This is a genomic window from Bradyrhizobium sp. CB3481, from assembly GCF_029714305.1.
Classification (GTDB): Bacteria; Pseudomonadota; Alphaproteobacteria; order Rhizobiales; family Xanthobacteraceae; genus Bradyrhizobium.
Window position 1 is genome coordinate 1,761,899 of the sequence record NZ_CP121647.1, and the last position, 16,908, is coordinate 1,778,806.

Annotated in this window: 15 protein-coding genes; 11 read left to right on the forward strand and 4 right to left on the reverse strand. The window is 63.0% G+C overall.

All coding sequences use genetic code 11. From position 1 onward, the window contains the following. Positions 1–118 precede the first annotated feature (118 nt). The gene (locus tag QA643_RS08480) at positions 119–1,678 is read right to left on the reverse strand and encodes an ABC transporter permease/substrate-binding protein (RefSeq protein ID WP_283032738.1); all 1,560 of its coding nucleotides are present in this window, start codon (positions 1,676–1,678) and stop codon (positions 119–121) included. Next, positions 1,675–2,460 carry an ATP-binding cassette domain-containing protein gene (locus tag QA643_RS08485; protein WP_283032739.1) on the reverse strand — a complete coding sequence of 262 codons (786 nt, stop codon included), beginning with the start codon at positions 2,458–2,460 and terminating at the stop codon, positions 1,675–1,677. The genes QA643_RS08480 and QA643_RS08485 overlap by 4 nt, the downstream gene beginning before the upstream one ends. Before the next feature lie 271 nt (positions 2,461–2,731). On the opposite strand from QA643_RS08485, the gene QA643_RS08490 reads away from it, so the two are divergent. From QA643_RS08490 to QA643_RS08500, 3 genes are all read left to right on the forward strand, one after another. Then, positions 2,732–3,550, forward strand: coding sequence for an ABC transporter ATP-binding protein (locus tag QA643_RS08490; protein WP_283034743.1), 819 nt, complete (start codon positions 2,732–2,734; stop codon positions 3,548–3,550). Positions 3,551–3,695: 145 nt separating this feature from the next. Next, entirely contained in the window at positions 3,696–4,484 is a 789-nt protein-coding gene (locus QA643_RS08495; RefSeq protein ID WP_283032740.1) for an ABC transporter permease, read from the forward strand. A gap of 121 nt (positions 4,485–4,605) precedes the next feature. Next, positions 4,606–5,571: an aminoglycoside phosphotransferase family protein gene (locus tag QA643_RS08500; RefSeq protein WP_283032741.1), complete on the forward strand. Its 966-nt coding sequence runs from the start codon at positions 4,606–4,608 to the stop codon at positions 5,569–5,571. A gap of 207 nt (positions 5,572–5,778) precedes the next feature. Here the strand turns inward: QA643_RS08500 and QA643_RS08505 are convergent, their stop codons facing one another. After that, positions 5,779–6,228: a cupin domain-containing protein gene (locus QA643_RS08505; RefSeq protein ID WP_283032742.1), complete on the reverse strand. Its 450-nt coding sequence runs from the start codon at positions 6,226–6,228 to the stop codon at positions 5,779–5,781. 261 nt (positions 6,229–6,489) lie between these two features. On the opposite strand from QA643_RS08505, the gene QA643_RS08510 reads away from it, so the two are divergent. The 8 genes from QA643_RS08510 (at position 6,490) to QA643_RS08545 (ending at position 14,506) form a co-directional block, all read left to right on the forward strand. Next, positions 6,490–7,518 carry an ABC transporter substrate-binding protein gene (locus tag QA643_RS08510; RefSeq protein ID WP_283032743.1) on the forward strand — a complete coding sequence of 343 codons (1,029 nt, stop codon included), beginning with the start codon at positions 6,490–6,492 and terminating at the stop codon, positions 7,516–7,518. 40 nt (positions 7,519–7,558) lie between these two features. Next, positions 7,559–8,269, forward strand: coding sequence for an NUDIX hydrolase (locus tag QA643_RS08515; RefSeq protein ID WP_283032744.1), 711 nt, complete (start codon positions 7,559–7,561; stop codon positions 8,267–8,269). Positions 8,270–8,474: 205 nt separating this feature from the next. Next, on the forward strand, positions 8,475–9,785 hold the full coding sequence (locus QA643_RS08520; RefSeq protein ID WP_283032745.1) for an ABC transporter substrate-binding protein: 1,311 nt from the start codon (positions 8,475–8,477) through the stop codon (positions 9,783–9,785). 15 nt (positions 9,786–9,800) lie between these two features. After that, complete coding sequence (locus QA643_RS08525) at positions 9,801–10,568, forward strand: ABC transporter ATP-binding protein (protein ID WP_283032746.1); 768 nt, start codon at positions 9,801–9,803, stop codon at positions 10,566–10,568. A gap of 3 nt (positions 10,569–10,571) precedes the next feature. Then, a complete protein-coding gene (locus QA643_RS08530; protein WP_283032747.1) occupies positions 10,572–11,276 on the forward strand; it encodes an ABC transporter ATP-binding protein in 705 nt (234 codons plus the stop codon). Between the two features lie 225 nt (positions 11,277–11,501). Continuing rightward, entirely contained in the window at positions 11,502–12,383 is an 882-nt protein-coding gene (locus tag QA643_RS08535) for a branched-chain amino acid ABC transporter permease (RefSeq protein ID WP_283032748.1), read from the forward strand. Continuing rightward, positions 12,380–13,351 (forward strand): branched-chain amino acid ABC transporter permease, encoded by a 972-nt coding sequence (locus QA643_RS08540; protein ID WP_283032749.1) that lies wholly within the window; start codon positions 12,380–12,382, stop codon positions 13,349–13,351. Before QA643_RS08535 ends, QA643_RS08540 begins: the two co-directional genes overlap by 4 nt. Positions 13,352–13,579: 228 nt before the next feature. After that, complete coding sequence (locus tag QA643_RS08545) at positions 13,580–14,506, forward strand: polyphosphate kinase 2 family protein (protein ID WP_283032750.1); 927 nt, start codon at positions 13,580–13,582, stop codon at positions 14,504–14,506. Positions 14,507–14,840: 334 nt separating this feature from the next. Here QA643_RS08545 and QA643_RS08550 read toward each other — a convergent pair whose 3' ends face one another. Continuing rightward, complete coding sequence (locus QA643_RS08550; protein ID WP_283032751.1) at positions 14,841–16,427, reverse strand: CYTH and CHAD domain-containing protein; 1,587 nt, start codon at positions 16,425–16,427, stop codon at positions 14,841–14,843. Between the last annotated feature and the right edge of the window lie 481 nt (positions 16,428–16,908).

A 16,908-nucleotide genomic window follows, 5' to 3' on the forward strand; every position in this document is an offset into this window, starting at 1 on the left:
AAGCAATCCATACTTCCGCTTGTGGCGCGATGGATTGCTTCGCGGAGCCTGTCATCGGGCGCGCATTCGCGCGACCCGTTGGCTCGCAATGACGGGAGGGGCTGGGAGTGCGCGCCCCTCACTTCCTCCCCACCTTATCCCACAGCCACTGCGCCACCGCATCCGGCGAACTCGCGGCATCGTTGCCGGCCGCGCGTAAGTTCGCCTCGCGCATCGTGGCGATGTCGATCTTCCCCGTTAGCGGCGCCAGCGCGTTGCGCAGGGCCTCGTCGTCCGCGCGCCTTGGCGCCAGCAGCATGATCGCGTCATAGGGCGGGATCGCGCGCCTGGGGTCGCCGAGCGCAACCAGATCGTACTTCGCGATCAGCCCGTCGCTGGTGTAGCCGGCGATGACGTCGACCTCGCCGGAGGCGACCGCGGCATACATGAAGTCCGGCTGCATCTGCCGCTGCCCGCGGAACGACAGGCCGTAGGCGCGGCGGAGCGCGGTCCACTCCGGACGCGAGAAGAATTCATAATCGCCGGCGATCGTCAGGGTGGCGGCGCGCGCGGCGAGGTCGGCGACGGTGCGGATGCCGAGCTGCTCGGCGCGCTTCCTCGGCATCACCAGCGCATAGGCGTTCTCGAAGCCGAGTTCGCCCAAGAGCGTGATGTTCTGCTTCGCCAGCATCGTCTTCAGCTCGGCCAGGATCTCCTGGCGCGGCCGGATCTCGCTGCGGTGAAACTGGTTGGCCCATAGCGTGCCGGAATAATCGATGTAGACGTCGATATCGTTTGATGCCAAGGCCTCGAAAATAACGTTGGAGCCGAGGCCCTCGCGCGTCGTGGCGGAAAGGCCTGCCGCTTTCAGCCGCTGCGCCATCAGGGCGGAGAGCACATATTGCTCGGCAAAGGTCTTGGCGCCGATGATGTAGCTCGTCTGCGGCCGCACCATGTTGGGCGCCAGCGTGGCCACGACCAGCGCCGCGATGCCGGCGCCACCGAGCGCCGCGCGAACGCGGCTGCGGCTCTGCAGGCCGCTCTCGATCAGCGCCAGCAGTTGATCGACCGCCAGCGCCAGCACCGCGGCGGCAAGGCAGCCGAACAGCACGAACACCCAGTTCTGGGTCTGCAGGCCGGCAAAAATGTAATTGCCGAGGCTGGTCTGGCCGATCGGCGTCGACAGCGTCGCGGTGCCGATCACCCAGACCGCCGCGGTGCGGATGCCTGCCATCATCACCGGCAGCGCCAGCGGCAGCTCCACCGTGAACAGCGATTGCCGCGGCGTCATGCCGACGCCCTGTGCGGCTTCCAGGATCGAAGCATCGACACCCTGCAGGCTCGTAATCGTGTTGCGCAGCACCGGCAGCATCGAATAGAGCGCCAGCGCCAGCACGGCCGGCAAGAAGCCGAACGCGGAAAAACTGAACCCGAACCACGACAGCGACAGCGCCGCGAGCGCCAGCAGCAGCGGATAGAACAGCGCAAGCAGTGCCAGTCCCGGCACCGTCTGCACGATGCTGGCAAGCCCGAGCAGCGCGCCGCGCAACACCGGCCGATGGCGCGAAAGGATTGCGAGCGGCAGGCTGACCAGAAGCCCCAGCGCCAGCGCGGCCACGCTGACGCGGACATGGCTGCCGAGATAATCGGGCAGGTGGCCCCATGCTTCCGCCCAGCGCGGATCAGTGAAGATGCTCATGCCGCACCGTCCCGCGGCAGCAGCGTGCTGAGCCGCTCGGCCTGCCGGCGCGGCGTGCGCAAGAGCTCGCCGACATAGGCATCGTCGCTCTCGGAGAGCGTCGACGGCGTGCCCTGCGCCAACAGCTTTCCGCCTTGCATCACCGCGATGCGGTCGGCCAACAGGATCGCTTCCGTCATGTCATGGGTGATCATGACCGTGGTCAGGCCGAGCTTCCTGTGCAGCTCGCGGAAATCCTCACCCAGGGCATCGCGGGTCAAGGGATCGAGCGCGCCGAACGGCTCGTCCATCAGCACGATGCGCGGCTTTGCGGCGAGCGCGCGCGCCACGCCGACGCGCTGGCGCTGGCCGCCGGAAAGTTCGTGCGGCAGCCGGTCGCGATATTGCGCGCGGTCGAGCCTGACCAGGTCGAGCAGTTCGTCCACCCGCGCGGCAATCTCGGTGGGCGGCGTGCCCAGAAGCTTCGGCGTAATGCCGATATTGCCGGCGACCGTCAGATGCGGAAACAGCCCGCCGCTCTGAAAGACATAGCCGATCCGCCGACGCAGCAGGATCGGATCGACATTGCGCACGTCCTCGCCTTCGACGGTGATCGAGCCGGAATCCATCTCGATCAGCCGATTGGCCAGCCGCAGCAGCGTGGTCTTGCCCGAGCCGGAGCCGCCGACAATGGCGAGGAATTCACCCTCGGTGACGTCGAGCGAAATATCGTCGACGGCCACGACGCGGCCATCGTCAAACGTCTTGCTGACACCAGCGTAGGCGATCAAGGGAGGGTTCATGCGTTCTCGACTCTTCACCCTCCCCTGGAGGGGGAGGGTCGGCTCACATGAGCGAAACGAAATGTGAGACGGGGTGGGGTGATCTCTCCACTCGGGCACTATTGGACGTGGAGACACCGTCACCCCGCCCCGCCGCTCATTTCATGAGCGTCGACCCTCCCCTCCAGGGGAGGGTGGACACACCACCTAGCACGTCATGACGCCGCGTTGAACTTCTCCTTCCGACCCGCTAAGGCATCCCTCCAAAGATTTGGGGAGAAACATGGCAGATATCGCACAGCCGATGGCGGTCGCGCTTGGCGACGCGACGGTGGCGTTCCGCGTGGCCGGCGACCGCGTCTATACGGCCGTGGAAAAGGCCAATCTGTCCGTGGCCGATGGCGAGTTCGTCGCCATCGTCGGGCCGACGGGCTGCGGGAAATCGACGCTGCTCAACGTCGCGGCCGGGCTTTTGAAGCCCGCGGCGGGATCGGTGAAGATTTTCGGTCAGCCGCTCGCCGGACTGAACCGCGAGGCTGGCTATCTGTTCCAGGCCGACGCGCTGTTTCCCTGGAAGACCGCGATCGACAATGTCGCGATCGGGCTCGAGATCAAGGGCGCGCCGCGCGAGCAGGCGCTGCAGCGGGCGCAGGGCTGGCTCACGTCGGTCGGCCTCGGCGCTTTTGCGGGCCGCTACCCGCACATGCTCTCCGGCGGCCAGCGCAAGCGCGTCGGCCTCGCGCAGGTCCTGATCCGCGATCCAAAGATCCTGCTGATGGACGAACCGTTCGGCCCGCTCGATGCCCAGACCCGGCAGATCATGGGCAATCTGCTGCTCGAATTGTGGAACGCCGACCGCAAGGCGGTGCTGTTCGTCACCCACGATCTCGAGGAGGCGATCGCGCTGGCCGACCGCGTGGTGATCATGTCGGCCGGCCCCTCGGCGCGCATCATCGGCGACTGGCGGGTGACACTGCCGCGGCCGCGCGACATTTCGGAAGTCCGCATGGAAAAACAGTTTCACGAGCTGCACCGGGAAATCTGGGGCGTGCTGAAGGATGAAGTGATGAAGGGCTACGTGCAATCGACGCAAGCTGTGGGAGTCGGTTGATGCTCCATCGCTTACGTCGTCCCGGCGAAGGCCGGGACCCATACGCCGTGTCCTGTCGTTGGAGCGATAAGGTAGCGACCTTCTGCAACAAAGAACATCGGTGGTTATGGGTCCCGGCCTTCGCCGGGACGACCAGGAGATACCCATGTCTCGATTAATGCTTCTCACATGTCAGCTTTTGGTCGCCGTCGTCGCGCTGGGGCTGTGGCAGTTCTTCGCGACCGTAGAGGTGTTCGGAAAAATCCTGCTGCCGCCGTTCTTCTTCTCCACGCCGGTCGATGTCGGCAGCCAGATCGTCAAATGGTTTTCGAGCGGCGTGATCTGGCAACACCTGATCATCACGCTCTGGGAATCCATCCTCGCCTTTGTGATCGGCTCGATTGGCGGCGTCCTCGTCGGCTTCTGGTTCGCGCGCCAACCCATCGTCGCCGCCGTGTTCGATCCCTATGTGAAGATGATCAACGCGCTGCCGCGCGTGGTGCTGGCGCCGATCTTCGCGCTGTGGCTCGGGCTCGGAATCTGGTCCAAGGTCGCCCTCGGCGTGACGCTGGTATTCTTCATCGTGTTCTTCAACGTCTATCAGGGCGTCAAGGAGGTCTCGAATACCGTGCTCGACAATGGCCGCATGCTCGGCATGAACGAGCGGCAATTGATGCGCCACGTCTACTGGCCCTCGGCGCTGTCCTGGATGTTCTCCTCGCTGCACACCTCGGTCGGCTTTGCCGTGGTCGGTGCCGTCGTCGGCGAGTATCTCGGCTCGGCCCGCGGTCTCGGTTATCTGATCCAGCAGGCCGAAGGCGTGTTCGACGTCGCCGGCGTGTTCGCCGGCATGTTCGTGCTGTCGGCGTTCGTTATCTTGATCGATATGGGCGTGACGGTGGTGGAAAAGCGGCTGCTGGTGTGGCGGCCGGCCGCGGCAGAGGGCAGGGGGTAAGATCTCTGTCATGGTTCCCGGCATTGCGAGCCAACGGGTCGCGCATGCGCGCCCTCGCAATGGCGGCGGAGAGGTTCGTCAAACGGTTCTGACCAAGACCGCGTTAGCTTGAAGAGCTGCAATGGAACTGAAGCCCGATTTACAAGTATCCGTAGCGACTGCGCAGTCCATTGTGGATCAGGTCGTCTCCGACGGCACCGTCACGACGGTCTCCAGGCTTTATGGGGGCGAGATCGCGGCCATCCACGAGGTCGTTTTCGCCAGCCCAGCGCATCGGCCGCTCGTGCTGAAGGTCTATCCCGACGAGCTGCGCTGGAAGATGCAGAAGGAAGTCACCGTCACCGGCCTAATCCAGGACCGTCTCAACGTGCCCGAACCGGACATTCTGTTGGCGGATGACTCAAAGAGATTGCTACCGCTCAACTTCATTCTGATGACCAAGCTCGACGGTTCGAGGCTGGGCCAGTTGGAGAAAGATCTGACTTCGGACCAGCTCGCTTCGGCCTATGCTCAAATCGGCCAACTGCTTCGCGAGTTTCATCGCATCCCGATGGAAGCCTTCGGCTATATCGGCCCGAAGGGCATCTGGACCGTGCATCAGACCAATCACGACTACCTGACACATCAGTTTCAACGAAAGCTCAAGGAATTCGCAGAGCGCGGTGGCAATGCGGAACTTGCGCAACGGGTCTCCGAACACGTTTCAGAGCGCGCGCAACTGTTCAGCGGCTGCTCGCAAGCCGTGCTTTGCCATAACGACCTGCACGCCGGCAATCTGCTCGCGACGATCGAAAACGGAAAGCCGCGGCTCACGGGCGTCGTGGACTTTGAGGGCGCGCTGGCCGGCGATCCGCTGATGGACGTCGCCAAGGCGCTTTATTACCTCGACGAGCCGTGCACACGCGCTCTGCTTGATGGATATGGCCCTTTAGGTCGAGAGCATGGACCCGAGACGCTCGATCTGTATCACCTGTATTTCGTGCTCGAGCTTTGGTGCTGGATGGCCCAGATTGGCAAGCAGGAGCGGCTCGATAGGTTGAGCTTGGAATTGGATGCCTGCAGCGCAGGATCGCGGCCCATCCGCTGAGGTTGAGCGGTCGAGCAGTAGGGATCGTCTCTCCGCCGTCATTGCGAGCCAACGGGTCGCGCGCATGCACGCCCGATGACAGGCTCCGCGAAGCAATCCATCGCGCCGCAGGTGGAGACATGGATTGCTTCGTCGCTTCAGCGCAAAATTGCTTGCAATTTTGTCGCGAGCTCCTCGCAATGACGTGGATGGTGCTTGCCCCAGACGTCAATTCAGCATCTTCGTATCATCAGGCGCCTGCGGCGGCGTCTTGATGGCGATCGCCTTCAGCGTCCGGCCGTCCGGCTTGGTGCCGCCATGCGCGGTGCCCTTCGGGATCACGACGAGGTCGCCGGGCTTGACCCGCACTTCCTTGTCGCCGAGCCAGATCGTGCCGGTGCCATCGAGGATGTACTGGATCTCGTTGGTGTTGGGGTGCATGTGCTTGCCGACATTGCCGTCCTGAATCGAGATGGTCATGCCGTCGGCGGACACGAACATCCTTGAGCGCATCCCGGTGCCCGAGGGCATGCCGAGCGCGTCGCCTTCGAGTTCGCCGGTATGGATGACCTGCGCGGTGATGTTCTCGGCGGCAAGGGCTGGGCGCAGCAGGTGGGTGATGCTGCAACCGGCGGCAAAGGCGGCGACCAGCGAAAGCATGGTAGCTGTGCGATTCATGGGCAGTCCTCCCCTGTGTTGTTTGTTGTGCACCCATGCTATGCCGCCGGCTACGGCGTGACCAGCGGCCACCGTCATTCCGAGGCTCGCGAAGCGAGAACTATGATGTGCAATTGCACATCTGAGAATCTATCGACCCGCAGGCTCTGTCGATAGATGGATTCCGGGTTCGTGCTGCGCACGCCCCGGAATGACGGCAGGGGCAGCTTCTCAACGCCAGTACGCTGTTCTATCTTGTCGCCCAACAAATGGAGGAACCCCATGAAGAAACTGTTCGGCCGCCTGGCGGCATCTCTGCTGGCGCTGGCGTTGACCACGGGATTCGCCGCGGCGCAAAGCAAGGTCACCATCGCGGTCGGGGGCGGGTCCTGTCTGTGTTATCTGCCGACGGTGCTCGCCAAACAGCTTGGCGAATATGACAAGGCGGGCGTGACCGTCGAACTGGTCGACCTCAAGGGCGGCTCGGACGCGCTCAAGGCCGTGCTCGGCGGCAGCGCCGACGTTGTCTCCGGCTATTTCGATCACTGCGTCAACCTGGCCGCCAAGAAGCAGGAACTGCAGTCCTTCGTGATCTATGACCGTTATCCCGGCCTTGTGCTGGTGGTCTCGCCCTCGAAGACATCAGAGATCAAGTCGGTCAAGGACCTCGCCGGGAAGAAGGTCGGCGTCAGCGCGCCCGGCTCCTCGACCGACTTCTTCCTGAAATACCTGCTCAAGAAAAACGGCCTCGATCCGACCAGCGCCGCGGTGATCGGCGTCGGCCTTGGCGCGACCGCTGTCGCGGCGATGCAGCAGGGGCAGATCGATGCCGCCGTGATGCTCGATCCGGCCGTCACGGTGTTGCAGGGCGGCCATCCGGATCTGAAGATCCTGGCCGACACCCGAAGCCAGAAGGACACGCTGGCCCTGTTCGGCGGCGAATATCCGGGCGGCGCGCTCTATACCACCACGGCCTGGATCAAGTCGCACGAGAAGGAAGTGCAGGCGCTGACCAACGCGATCGTCAATACGCTCGCCTGGATCCATTCGCACTCGCCGGAAGACATCATGGCGAAGATGCCCGATGAAATCGTCGGTAAGAACAAGGAGCAATATCTCGCCGCGCTGAAGAACACGATCCCGATGTATTCGGAGACCGGCAAGATGGACCCCAAGGGCGCGGAAGCCGTGCTCGCCGTGTTCAGCGAGGGCTCGCCCGAGGTCGCCAAGGCCAATATCGACATGACCAAGACCTGGACCAACAAATATGTCGAGCAGGCTCCGAAGACCGCCGGCACTGGTTCGAAGTGACGTCCGGCTGGTGTTCAGGCGATAGCGAACGGCGTGTGCGATGAGTGGTACGAAGCCTTTGGTGATTCATCGCATCAGTGCGCTCGATCTCCGCGTCGAGACGTGGCCTTGGCCGTTCGCCGAGGAGAGGCGGTCGGAGATCGATGCGCATTTCGCGGAGAAGCAGCGCGAAAAGCCGGCGACGTGGAACGGGCGCGTGCTGCTCGGTCGCAACCCGGTATTTTCGGACGGTCGTCTCAGCGCGAGCTATTTCGAGACCGACTTCGCCAGCTTTCTGGCCTGGCGCGACTGGAGCTTTCCCGATCCCGGCGTGTTCAACGGCTTCGGCATGGGCGCGCTCCGCTGCGCCGACGGCGCCTTCGTGCTCGGCGAGATGGGCCAGCACACCTCCAATGCCGGCCGGATCTATTTTGCGTCCGGCACGCCGGACCTCAACGACATCAGGGACGGCGCGGTCGATATTCCTGGCAGCGTCACGCGCGAACTGGAGGAGGAGACTGGGCTTCTGCCTGGCGAATATGAAACCGATCCGCATTGGCACTGCATCTATACCGGGACAGCGCTTGCGATGATCCGGCTGCTGCGCATCGGCCTGCCGGGCGAGGTCGTGCGCGAGCGGATCGAACGTAATCTTGCCGCCCAGCATCAGCCTGAACTGTCCGCCATCCATCTCGTTCGCGGCCCGCGCGATCTCACATCCGCCATGCCGCATTTTGTCACGGCCTTTCTCGAAGCGCAGTTTGCTGCCTGAGACGGGCCATGCCATCGATGATGGCGGACACGTATTAGTCCACCCAACTGAAATCTGCTACTTTGGGTGATGCGGCGGCGCGACAGTGTGGTCCCGGCGATACGGCTTGACATCCCGCGGCGCTGCCCGTGTGATGAGAAGATCAACGATAAGAAATAAAACGACAAAAACATAAGGTGCATTGCACCATCAGAGGGAGGATTGGATGCCGGGGCATAACGCTGCACGCCTTCTCGTTGGACTCTCCGTCGCGATCGCGGCGCTGGGGATGGCGGTCACCGCCGAGGCTCAGGAAAAGAAAATCAAGATCGGTGTGATCTACGACCTGACCGGTCCGCTCGCAGGCGGCGGCTCCGAGCTGCAATATATCGGCGCCAAGATCATGCTCGACCAATACGCCAAGACCGGTGTCGAGGGTTACAAGGTCGAGGCCGTCTATGCCGACGCCCAGAGCAAGCCTGACGTGGCGATCAACGAGGCGGTGCGGCTGATCGAGCAGGAAAAGGTCAACATGCTGCTCGGCTTCTTCTCCTCGGCGCAATGCGTGCCGGTGGCCGCGCGCGTCGAGCAGCTCAAGAACTTCATGTGGATCACCACCTGCATCTCGTCCGCGGTGCTCGCCGACAAGAACTTCAAATACGTGTTCCGCCCGCAGGCCTCAGGCGACCAGTTCGGCCTGATGACAATGGATTTCATCGCGCAGAATTCCAAGGTGAAGCTTGGCAAGGAGCCGAAGGATCTGCGCGTTGCCATCATCCACGAGGACGGCGCCTATGGCGTCGACGTCTCCAAGGGCAACGAGGCTGGCGCCAAGAAGGCTGGTTTCCAGATCGTGCTGAAGGAAGGCTATTCCGCCACCGCGCCCGATCTTTCCGCGCTGGTGACAAAACTGAAGCGGGCGCGGCCCGACGTCATTTTCCACACTGGCTATAACCCTGACATCACTTTGTTCGGCCGCCAGGCGCGCGAGCAGGGCCTGAAGTTTGCCGCGCTCGTCGGTCACGGCGCCGGCTATGGCGTCTATGAGAAGCTGAAAGAGGGTCTGGGCGCCGACGTCAACTACGTCTTCAACACCGATCCGATTTCGATCTGGCTCGCCAACCAGAAGAACATGGATCCGAAGCTGCCGCCGGTGATCAAGATGGTCGGCGAGGAGTTCGACAAGGCCAAGCCCGGGGTCGCGATCCGCTCCGCGCATGTCGGCATGGCGGCATCGAATACCTATGTGTTCCTCACCGAGGTGCTGCCGCGCGCCATCAAGAAGTATGGCGGCGTCGATCCCGACGCGCTGCGCAAGGCAGCGCTCGAGGTCGACATTCCCGAAGGCGGCACCATGCTCGGCTTCGGCGTCAAGTTCCACGGCGAGGGCAGTCAGATGGCCGGCCAGAACGAGCGCTCGTTCCCGGTGGTCATCCAGTATGTCGACGACAAGTCCTACGTGGTGTGGCCGAAGAGCCAGGCGCAGCGCGAGGCCGTGCTGCCGCTGCCGAAGGGGACGACGTTCAGCAACCAGTAACCCGGAGATCCTGGCGTGCTGACTGTAGAAGGGTTGGTGAAGCGTTTCGGCGGCTTCACCGCTGTGAACAACGTGTCGTTCCGGGTCGAGCAGGGCGAGATCCTCGGCCTGATCGGCCCGAACGGCTCGGGCAAGAGCACCATCTTCAACATGCTGTCGGGCACGCTGATGCCGACGGCCGGATCGATCCTGTTCGACGGCGCGGAGATCGCAGGCACAGCTCCGCACCGCATCATCAATGGTGGCATCGGCCGCACCTTCCAGATCCCGCGGCCGTTTCACCGGCTCAGCATGTTCGAGAACGTCGCACTCGCTGGCTATTACGGCCAGGGCCGCCACAGCCGCGCCAAAGCCGATGAGGCGGCCGAGCGCGCGCTGCGCATGGTGGGCCTGCCGACCGACCGCCACGCCAGCGTCGATGGCCTGGGCGCCGCCGGCCTGAAGAAGCTGGAGCTGGCCAAGGCGCTCGCGACGGGGCCGAAACTCCTGCTCGCCGATGAGAGCCTCGGCGGGCTCGATGAGCATGAGATGGACCAGGCCGCCGACATGCTGCGTAAAATCCGCGACGAGCTCGGCATCACCATCATCTGGGTCGAGCACATCATGGGCGTCTTGATGCGGGTGGTCGATCGCGTGATGGTGCTCGATCACGGCGAGAAGATCTCGGAAGGGCTGCCGAGCGCGGTGGCGAGCGATCCCCGCGTCATCGAGGTCTATCTCGGCACCGATGCGGATTCGAGCCAGGCCGCGGCCGCCGAAGCGCGCCGGCGGGCAGGGGTGTAGCGCATGCTCGAACTCAGATCGCTCGACGCGGGCTATGGCACCTTCCAGGCCCTGTTCGGTGTCAATCTCGACGTCAGGGCCGGCGAGGCGGTCGGCGTGATCGGCCCCAACGGCGCCGGCAAGACCACGCTGATGCGCGTCATCTCCGGTCTGATCCGTCCGGTCAAGGGTTCGATCACCATGGAAGGCCACGACGTCGTGGCAACGGCGGCGCATCGCATCGTCGATCTCGGCATCGCCCATGTGCCGGAGAACCGCCGGCTGTTTCCGCGGCTCACCGTCGACGATAATCTGAAGATGGGCGCCTACATGCCCGGCGCCCGCGCCAAATATGCGCAGCGTCTGGAATTCGTGTTCGACCTGTTCCCGCGGATGAGGGAGCGGCGCAGCCAGATGGCCGGCACCATGTCGGGCGGCGAGCAGCAGATGTGCGCGATCGGCCGCGCGCTGATGTCGGACCCGAAATTGCTGCTGCTCGACGAGCCCTCGGCGGGGCTTGCGCCGGTCGTGGTGCAGCAGGTGTTCGAGCTGGTCAAGCGGATCCGCGCCTCAGGGCTGACGGTGCTGATCGTCGAACAGAACGTGCAGCAGGTGCTCAAAGTGGTCGACCGCGCCTATCTGCTGGAGGCCGGCACCATCCGCGCATCGGGCACCTCGGAGGAGATGATGAAAACCGACACCATCAAGCAGGCTTATCTCGGGGTTTAGAGCATGACGAAGTCGGGCCGCGTGGCAGTCTCTTCACCTCTCCCGCTTGCGGGGGAGGTCGCATCGCATCGGATGATGCGATGCGGGTGGGGGCTCTCTCCACACGGGCAGTACAACTCGTGGCGGCACCCCCACCCCAGCCCTCCCCCGCAAGCGGGAGAGGGAGGGCAGGCGGCGAGAAAGTCGGTTCAACGAAACATCAGGTCACTCTGAGGCAAAGCAACGATGCAAGCCTTCCTCGACATCTTCGACATCTATCTCCTGGAAGCCGTGGTCAACGGCATCCTGCTCGGCGGCGTTCTTGCGCTGCTCGCGCTCGGACTCAATTTGATCTTCGGCGTCATCGACGTCACCTGGATCTGCTACGCCGAGCTGGTCATGATCGGCATGTATGGCATGTACTACATGGTCCAGGTGTTCGGCCTGCCGTACTGGGTCGCCGCGCCGATCGCGATCCTGCTGGTGGCGGGCCTCGGCGCGCTCTTGCATTACCTCGTCATCGAGCCGCTGCTGACAGCGCCGCCGATCAACCAGCTGCTCGCGACCGGCGGCGTGCTGTTCATCCTGCAGAGCTTTGCGACCGTCGCGTTCGGCATCGATTTCCGCAATCTCGGCATCCGCCTGCCGGTGCTGGCGATCGGCGAGATGCATTTCAGCTATTCGCGGTTGCTCGCCTTTATCGCCGCATTGCTCGGCATGCTCGCGGTCTATTTCTTCATGAAGCGCACCTATACCGGCACCGCGATCCGCGCCATCTCGCAGGACCGTCAGATCATGCCGCTGATGGGGGTCGACGCCAGGCGGATCTATCTGATCACCTCGGCGCTCGGCGGCGCGCTCGCCGGTCTCGCGGCGTGCCTTTTGGTGCTGCAATATGACGTGCATCCGTTCGTCGGGCTGTCGTTCGGGCCGATCACCTTCCTGATCTGCGTGCTCGGCGGGCTCGGCAATTTCGTCGGCGGCTTCATCGCGGCGTTCGTCTTTGCCGAGATCATTTCGCTGGGCGGCCTGTTCTCCGACCTCGAATGGGGTTACGTGCTGGCGTTCGCCTTCTTCATCGTCATGATGTTCATCCGGCCCGCGGGCCTTTTGGCGAGGCGCTCGTGAATTCCCGTCATGTAGCCTGGGCGGTCGGCCTGGCCGCGCTGATCGCGCTGCCCTTCCTCTATCGCGATCCCTATCATCTGCACATTCTCGTGCTGATCCTGATCTGGTCGTTCGCCTATACCGCGTGGTCGATCATGGGCCGCTTCGGCCTGGTGTCGCTCGGCCATGGCGGCTTCATGGGCGTCGGCGCCTATGTCACCGCGCTGCTCTGGAATCACATGGGTTTGTCGCCATGGATCGGCATTCCGATCAGCATGGTGGCGGCGGGCGTGCTGGCGCTGATCGTCGCCTATCCCTGCTTTCGCTTCCGCATCACCGGGCATTATTTCGTACTGGTGACGCTGGCCCTATCTGGCATCGTGCTGCAGGTCATCACCGCGACCCGCGACTACACCGGCGGCTCGCTCGGCTATACGCCGAACCGCGCGCCGAGCGGCAAGGGATTGATGGCGTTGCAATTCGACGACAAGACGACGTGGTATCTGATTGCGCTGGGGGTCTGGGTGGTCGGCCTTCTGGTCTGGCGCTGGGTCGATCGCAGCATGAGCCGCTACGCCATGGAGGCGATCTCGGAGGACGAGGACGCCGCGGCCGCGGCGGGCGTCAACGTCACGGCAGAAAAGCTCAAGATCACGCTGATCTCGGCGCTGATGACCGCGCTCGCCGGCGCGCTGTATTGCCAGTACCAGATGTTCATCTCGCCGGATACGGTCAGCGGCATCGCAGTGTCGCTGCAGATGGTGTTCGCGGTGATCGTCGGCGGGCTCTATGTCTCGCTCGGCCCCACCGTCGGTGCCATCATCACCATCCTGCTCGCCGAAATCCTGCGCATCTCTTTCGGCACCAAAGCGGTCGGCTGGGACAACCTCGTCTATGGCCTGCTGCTGGTGCTTTTCATCATATTCCTTCCCAAGGGCATTCTTGGTAGCGTCCTCGACCGATTGAAGCCGCAACCGAAGAAGGCGTAAAATTAGACGAAGAATGTCGCTGTTTCGTCATGGCCGGGCATAGCCGTCCGAAGGACGGCGTCGCTTCCGCTCGCTATGCCCGGCCATCCACGTCTTTCTTGCGGATGCAGAGCCAAGACGTGGATGCCCGGGACCCGTCTCCGCGAAGGCTACGCCGGCCCACTAGGACGCTCGGCCGACGAAGCTTTAGCGAAGGCGGCAAGCCCGGGCATGACGACGGAGTAACGAATGAACAAGAAGTCGCAACCGCTTGCCGATGAGCTGAAACCTTACCTTGCCCCGTTCCGCTACGACGGCACGGGCGAGTTTCACTTAAAATCGCACAAGACGGACGCGAAGGGCGGTCTCGACAAGGAGAAGGCGACGAGGATCATCGAGGCTAACCGCAAGCGTCTCGCCGAATTCCAGGAAAAACTCTACGCGCAGGACCGCTGGTCGCTGCTGCTGATCTTCCAGGGCATGGACGCCGCCGGCAAGGACTCCGCGATCAAGAGCGTGTTCGAGGGCGTCAACCCGCAGGGCTGCGAGGTCACGGCGTTCAAGGTGCCGTCGACCAAGGAACTCGACCACGATTTCCTGTGGCGCAGCATGATTGCGCTGCCCGAGCGCGGACGCATCGGCATCTTCAACCGCTCCTATTACGAGGAGTGCCTGGTGGTGCGCGTGCATTCGGAAATTCTCGCCAGGCAGAAGATCCCGCAGAAGCTTGTCACCAAGGACATCTGGAAGGAGCGTTTTGAGGACATCTCCGCGGTGGAGCGCTATCTTTCGCGCAACGGCACCGTGATCCTGAAGTTCTTTTTGAACGTCTCGAAGAAGGAGCAGCGCGAGCGCTTCCTCGAACGGCTGGAGGATCCCGCCAAGAACTGGAAGTTCTCGCTCGCCGACATCGGCGAGCGCGCGCTGTGGGCCAAGTATCAGGCCGCCTATCAGGACATGATCCACTACACCGCCTCGCGCGCCGCGCCCTGGATCGTCGTTCCCGCCGACCACAAATGGTTCGCCCGCGTGGTGATCGGCTCGACCATCGTCGCCGCGCTTGAACAGCTCGATCTGCACTTCCCCAAGGTCGACAAGGCCGACCGCAGCGAGTTCAAGCAGGTCCGCGAAGCGCTGCTGGCGGAGGAGGATGGTGCTAAGAAGAAGGATGGGTAGAGCTGCGAAGCCCATTGCTCGCCGTTCACCGGAATACATGATGGATTTCGCTGCTCGCGTGAGGTGAGCACACTGGCCGGGCTCCCTCCCCCCTTGCGGGGGAGGGCTGGGGAGAGGGGTACGCCCAGGCGAGATGATCGATGAGAGCCCCGGCTTCCCAATCGCGCTCATTATGGGAGCCACACCGAGAGAGCACGTCGTGTGGCACCCCTCTCCCTAACCCTCCCCCGCAAGGGGGGAGGGAACCCTTCCGCCAGTGCGTCCATCACAGCAGCAGCCGCAACCTCCGCCCAAGTCGCATCCCGGAGCTCGCTTCTTCCCCGCGAAAGCAAGGCTAGCCCAACGCGCAGGCGCGCAGCGCACGTACTTCTTTCGAGGCAGCTTTCATCAGCGGCTTGGTCTGTTCGGCCTCGTGGCCGACGATAAAGCCTGACGCAAACGCGCGGGCGCGCCGGTTTTGCGGAGGTGCGTGGAGCGCGGCATCTGCCGCCATCTTGCTGTCGGCGATGAAATCGTTGAGCGAGCCGAGCGCGCCCTGGATCTTCTTCAGATGCCGCGAAAGCCGGACAAGCTGCTTGCGCTCGCGCTTGCCGGGAAAAAGACTTTCGAAGAACTCCATCGCATACCTGATCTTCTTCACCCTGATGCGGAGCTTGTGCCGGTCCATGGGTGACATGTCCTGCAGAATTCTTCCGTCCTTCCTTACCTTCTTGACGCGGCGATTCAGCAGATCCGTAGCAAATTTGCTGATTTCCAGCTTCGCTTCGTCTCCGCCATCGTCCTGCGCCTCGATCCATTCGAGCAGCTCGACGAGCATCGCCCGGCATCGTCCCGAGTTGACTGCGCTCGTTGCCCGCTCAAGCGCTTGGTGACGTCTGTCGGCGAATTCTCGTTCGATGGCTTTGGCTCCTCGTCGGGGATTGATCTTGGGAGCCACCGGCTCGACTTTCTCATGCAGGAAAACGTCGATTTCGCGCGCGGGCGCCAATTGATTGGTGAGCCACTTGAGCTCTGCCTTGATCTGCCCGGTCTTCGTGCCGGTCAGCACCTTCGAGAACAGCGAGATAGCGGCGCGCAGCCGGCGCAGTCCCACTCTCATCTGGTGCACGCCTTCAGGGTCGAAGTTGCGGACTGCGTCGATATTTCCTGAAAAGTGGCGGAGGGCGGCGTGGGCGATGGCCTTGAAGCCTTCGATCGCGGACATCTGCTCGTTGAGTTCGATCGGCCCGGCAAAGACCGGGCCCTGGTCTGTGCTGTCGACGAGATCGTAGCCTCGTTCAGCTTTGCCTCTCAAATAGAGCTCGGCGTCCAGTTTTCGTTCGACCGCTCTGGCAAGCTGGAAAAGGTCGCGTGGGCGTCCGCGCTTCAATTCAAGCTCAATCTCTTCAATGCGGCTTGACCGTCCCCTGACGGTGATCTCGCCACGATCGACCGCAAGTTCTATTTCGCTTCCTTTGCTGCGAATTGGCAGGGTGATGCGACGGACCGATGTTTTGAAAACCGGCCTCAGCTTGCGGCGAAGCTTTTTTGAGGCGATTTCCTCAAGCGGCGTCCCGTCGGCCTCGCCGAGGTCGGGGCTGCCGTCCTTTATTTCGGTTTCCCATTCCCCGCGGTCCAAACCGGCAGAGACCTTCTTGATGGTCTGGATGTATTTGCCGCCCGTTTGCCGCACCCGAAGCACCAACCCATGTCGCTTCAACTTCCGCTTCCGCGTGTCGAAGTAGGTCGATGTCAGATCGCTCTCGCTGCGTTCGGCCATTCGGCTGCCCGGAATTTTCAGATGGGCCAATGCCGCGATATTGCGCCTCGGCACCCGGAACTTGACCTCGGTCTCCACGCCCATCTGGTTCTTCTCGTCGGTGGATGGGCGGATAACGCAAAACTGGCTGTTCTGGATGCGCTCGTGGGAAGGAGTTGCCATCCAATCCCACCGGCTGTCATTCCCCGCGAAGGCGGGGAATCCAGTACGCCGCGGCTTTCCGGCCCGAACTCCGGCCTCTGGAATACTGGGTCACCCGCCGGAGCCTGTCATCGGGCGCGCATTCGCGCGACCCGGTGGCGGGTGATGACCGCCGAAATGGAAGGAGGCCATTTAGGTCACCTATCCTGACCGTCTTTTTGGCATTGCGGCTGGCCATATTTCTCGTCTAGAACAACCCCGGAACGTCGTCCCGGCAACGAACCGTCAATGGTTTTGGCTGAGGATTTGGCGTCCTAAAGGGTCTGGCAATGCTGATTCGCAGCGAAAAGCACGGGATTGTGGGTGGAGCGGCCAAGGCTGCCCCTGCTGGCCCGGCTGCGTCCGCGCCCACCCTCCTTCTTGGCGGGATTCTGCTTCTTATCGGCCCCTGAGGGCCGTCTGGGCATTTGCGCCTGGGCACTCAGGGGTTTTGAGCGAGATC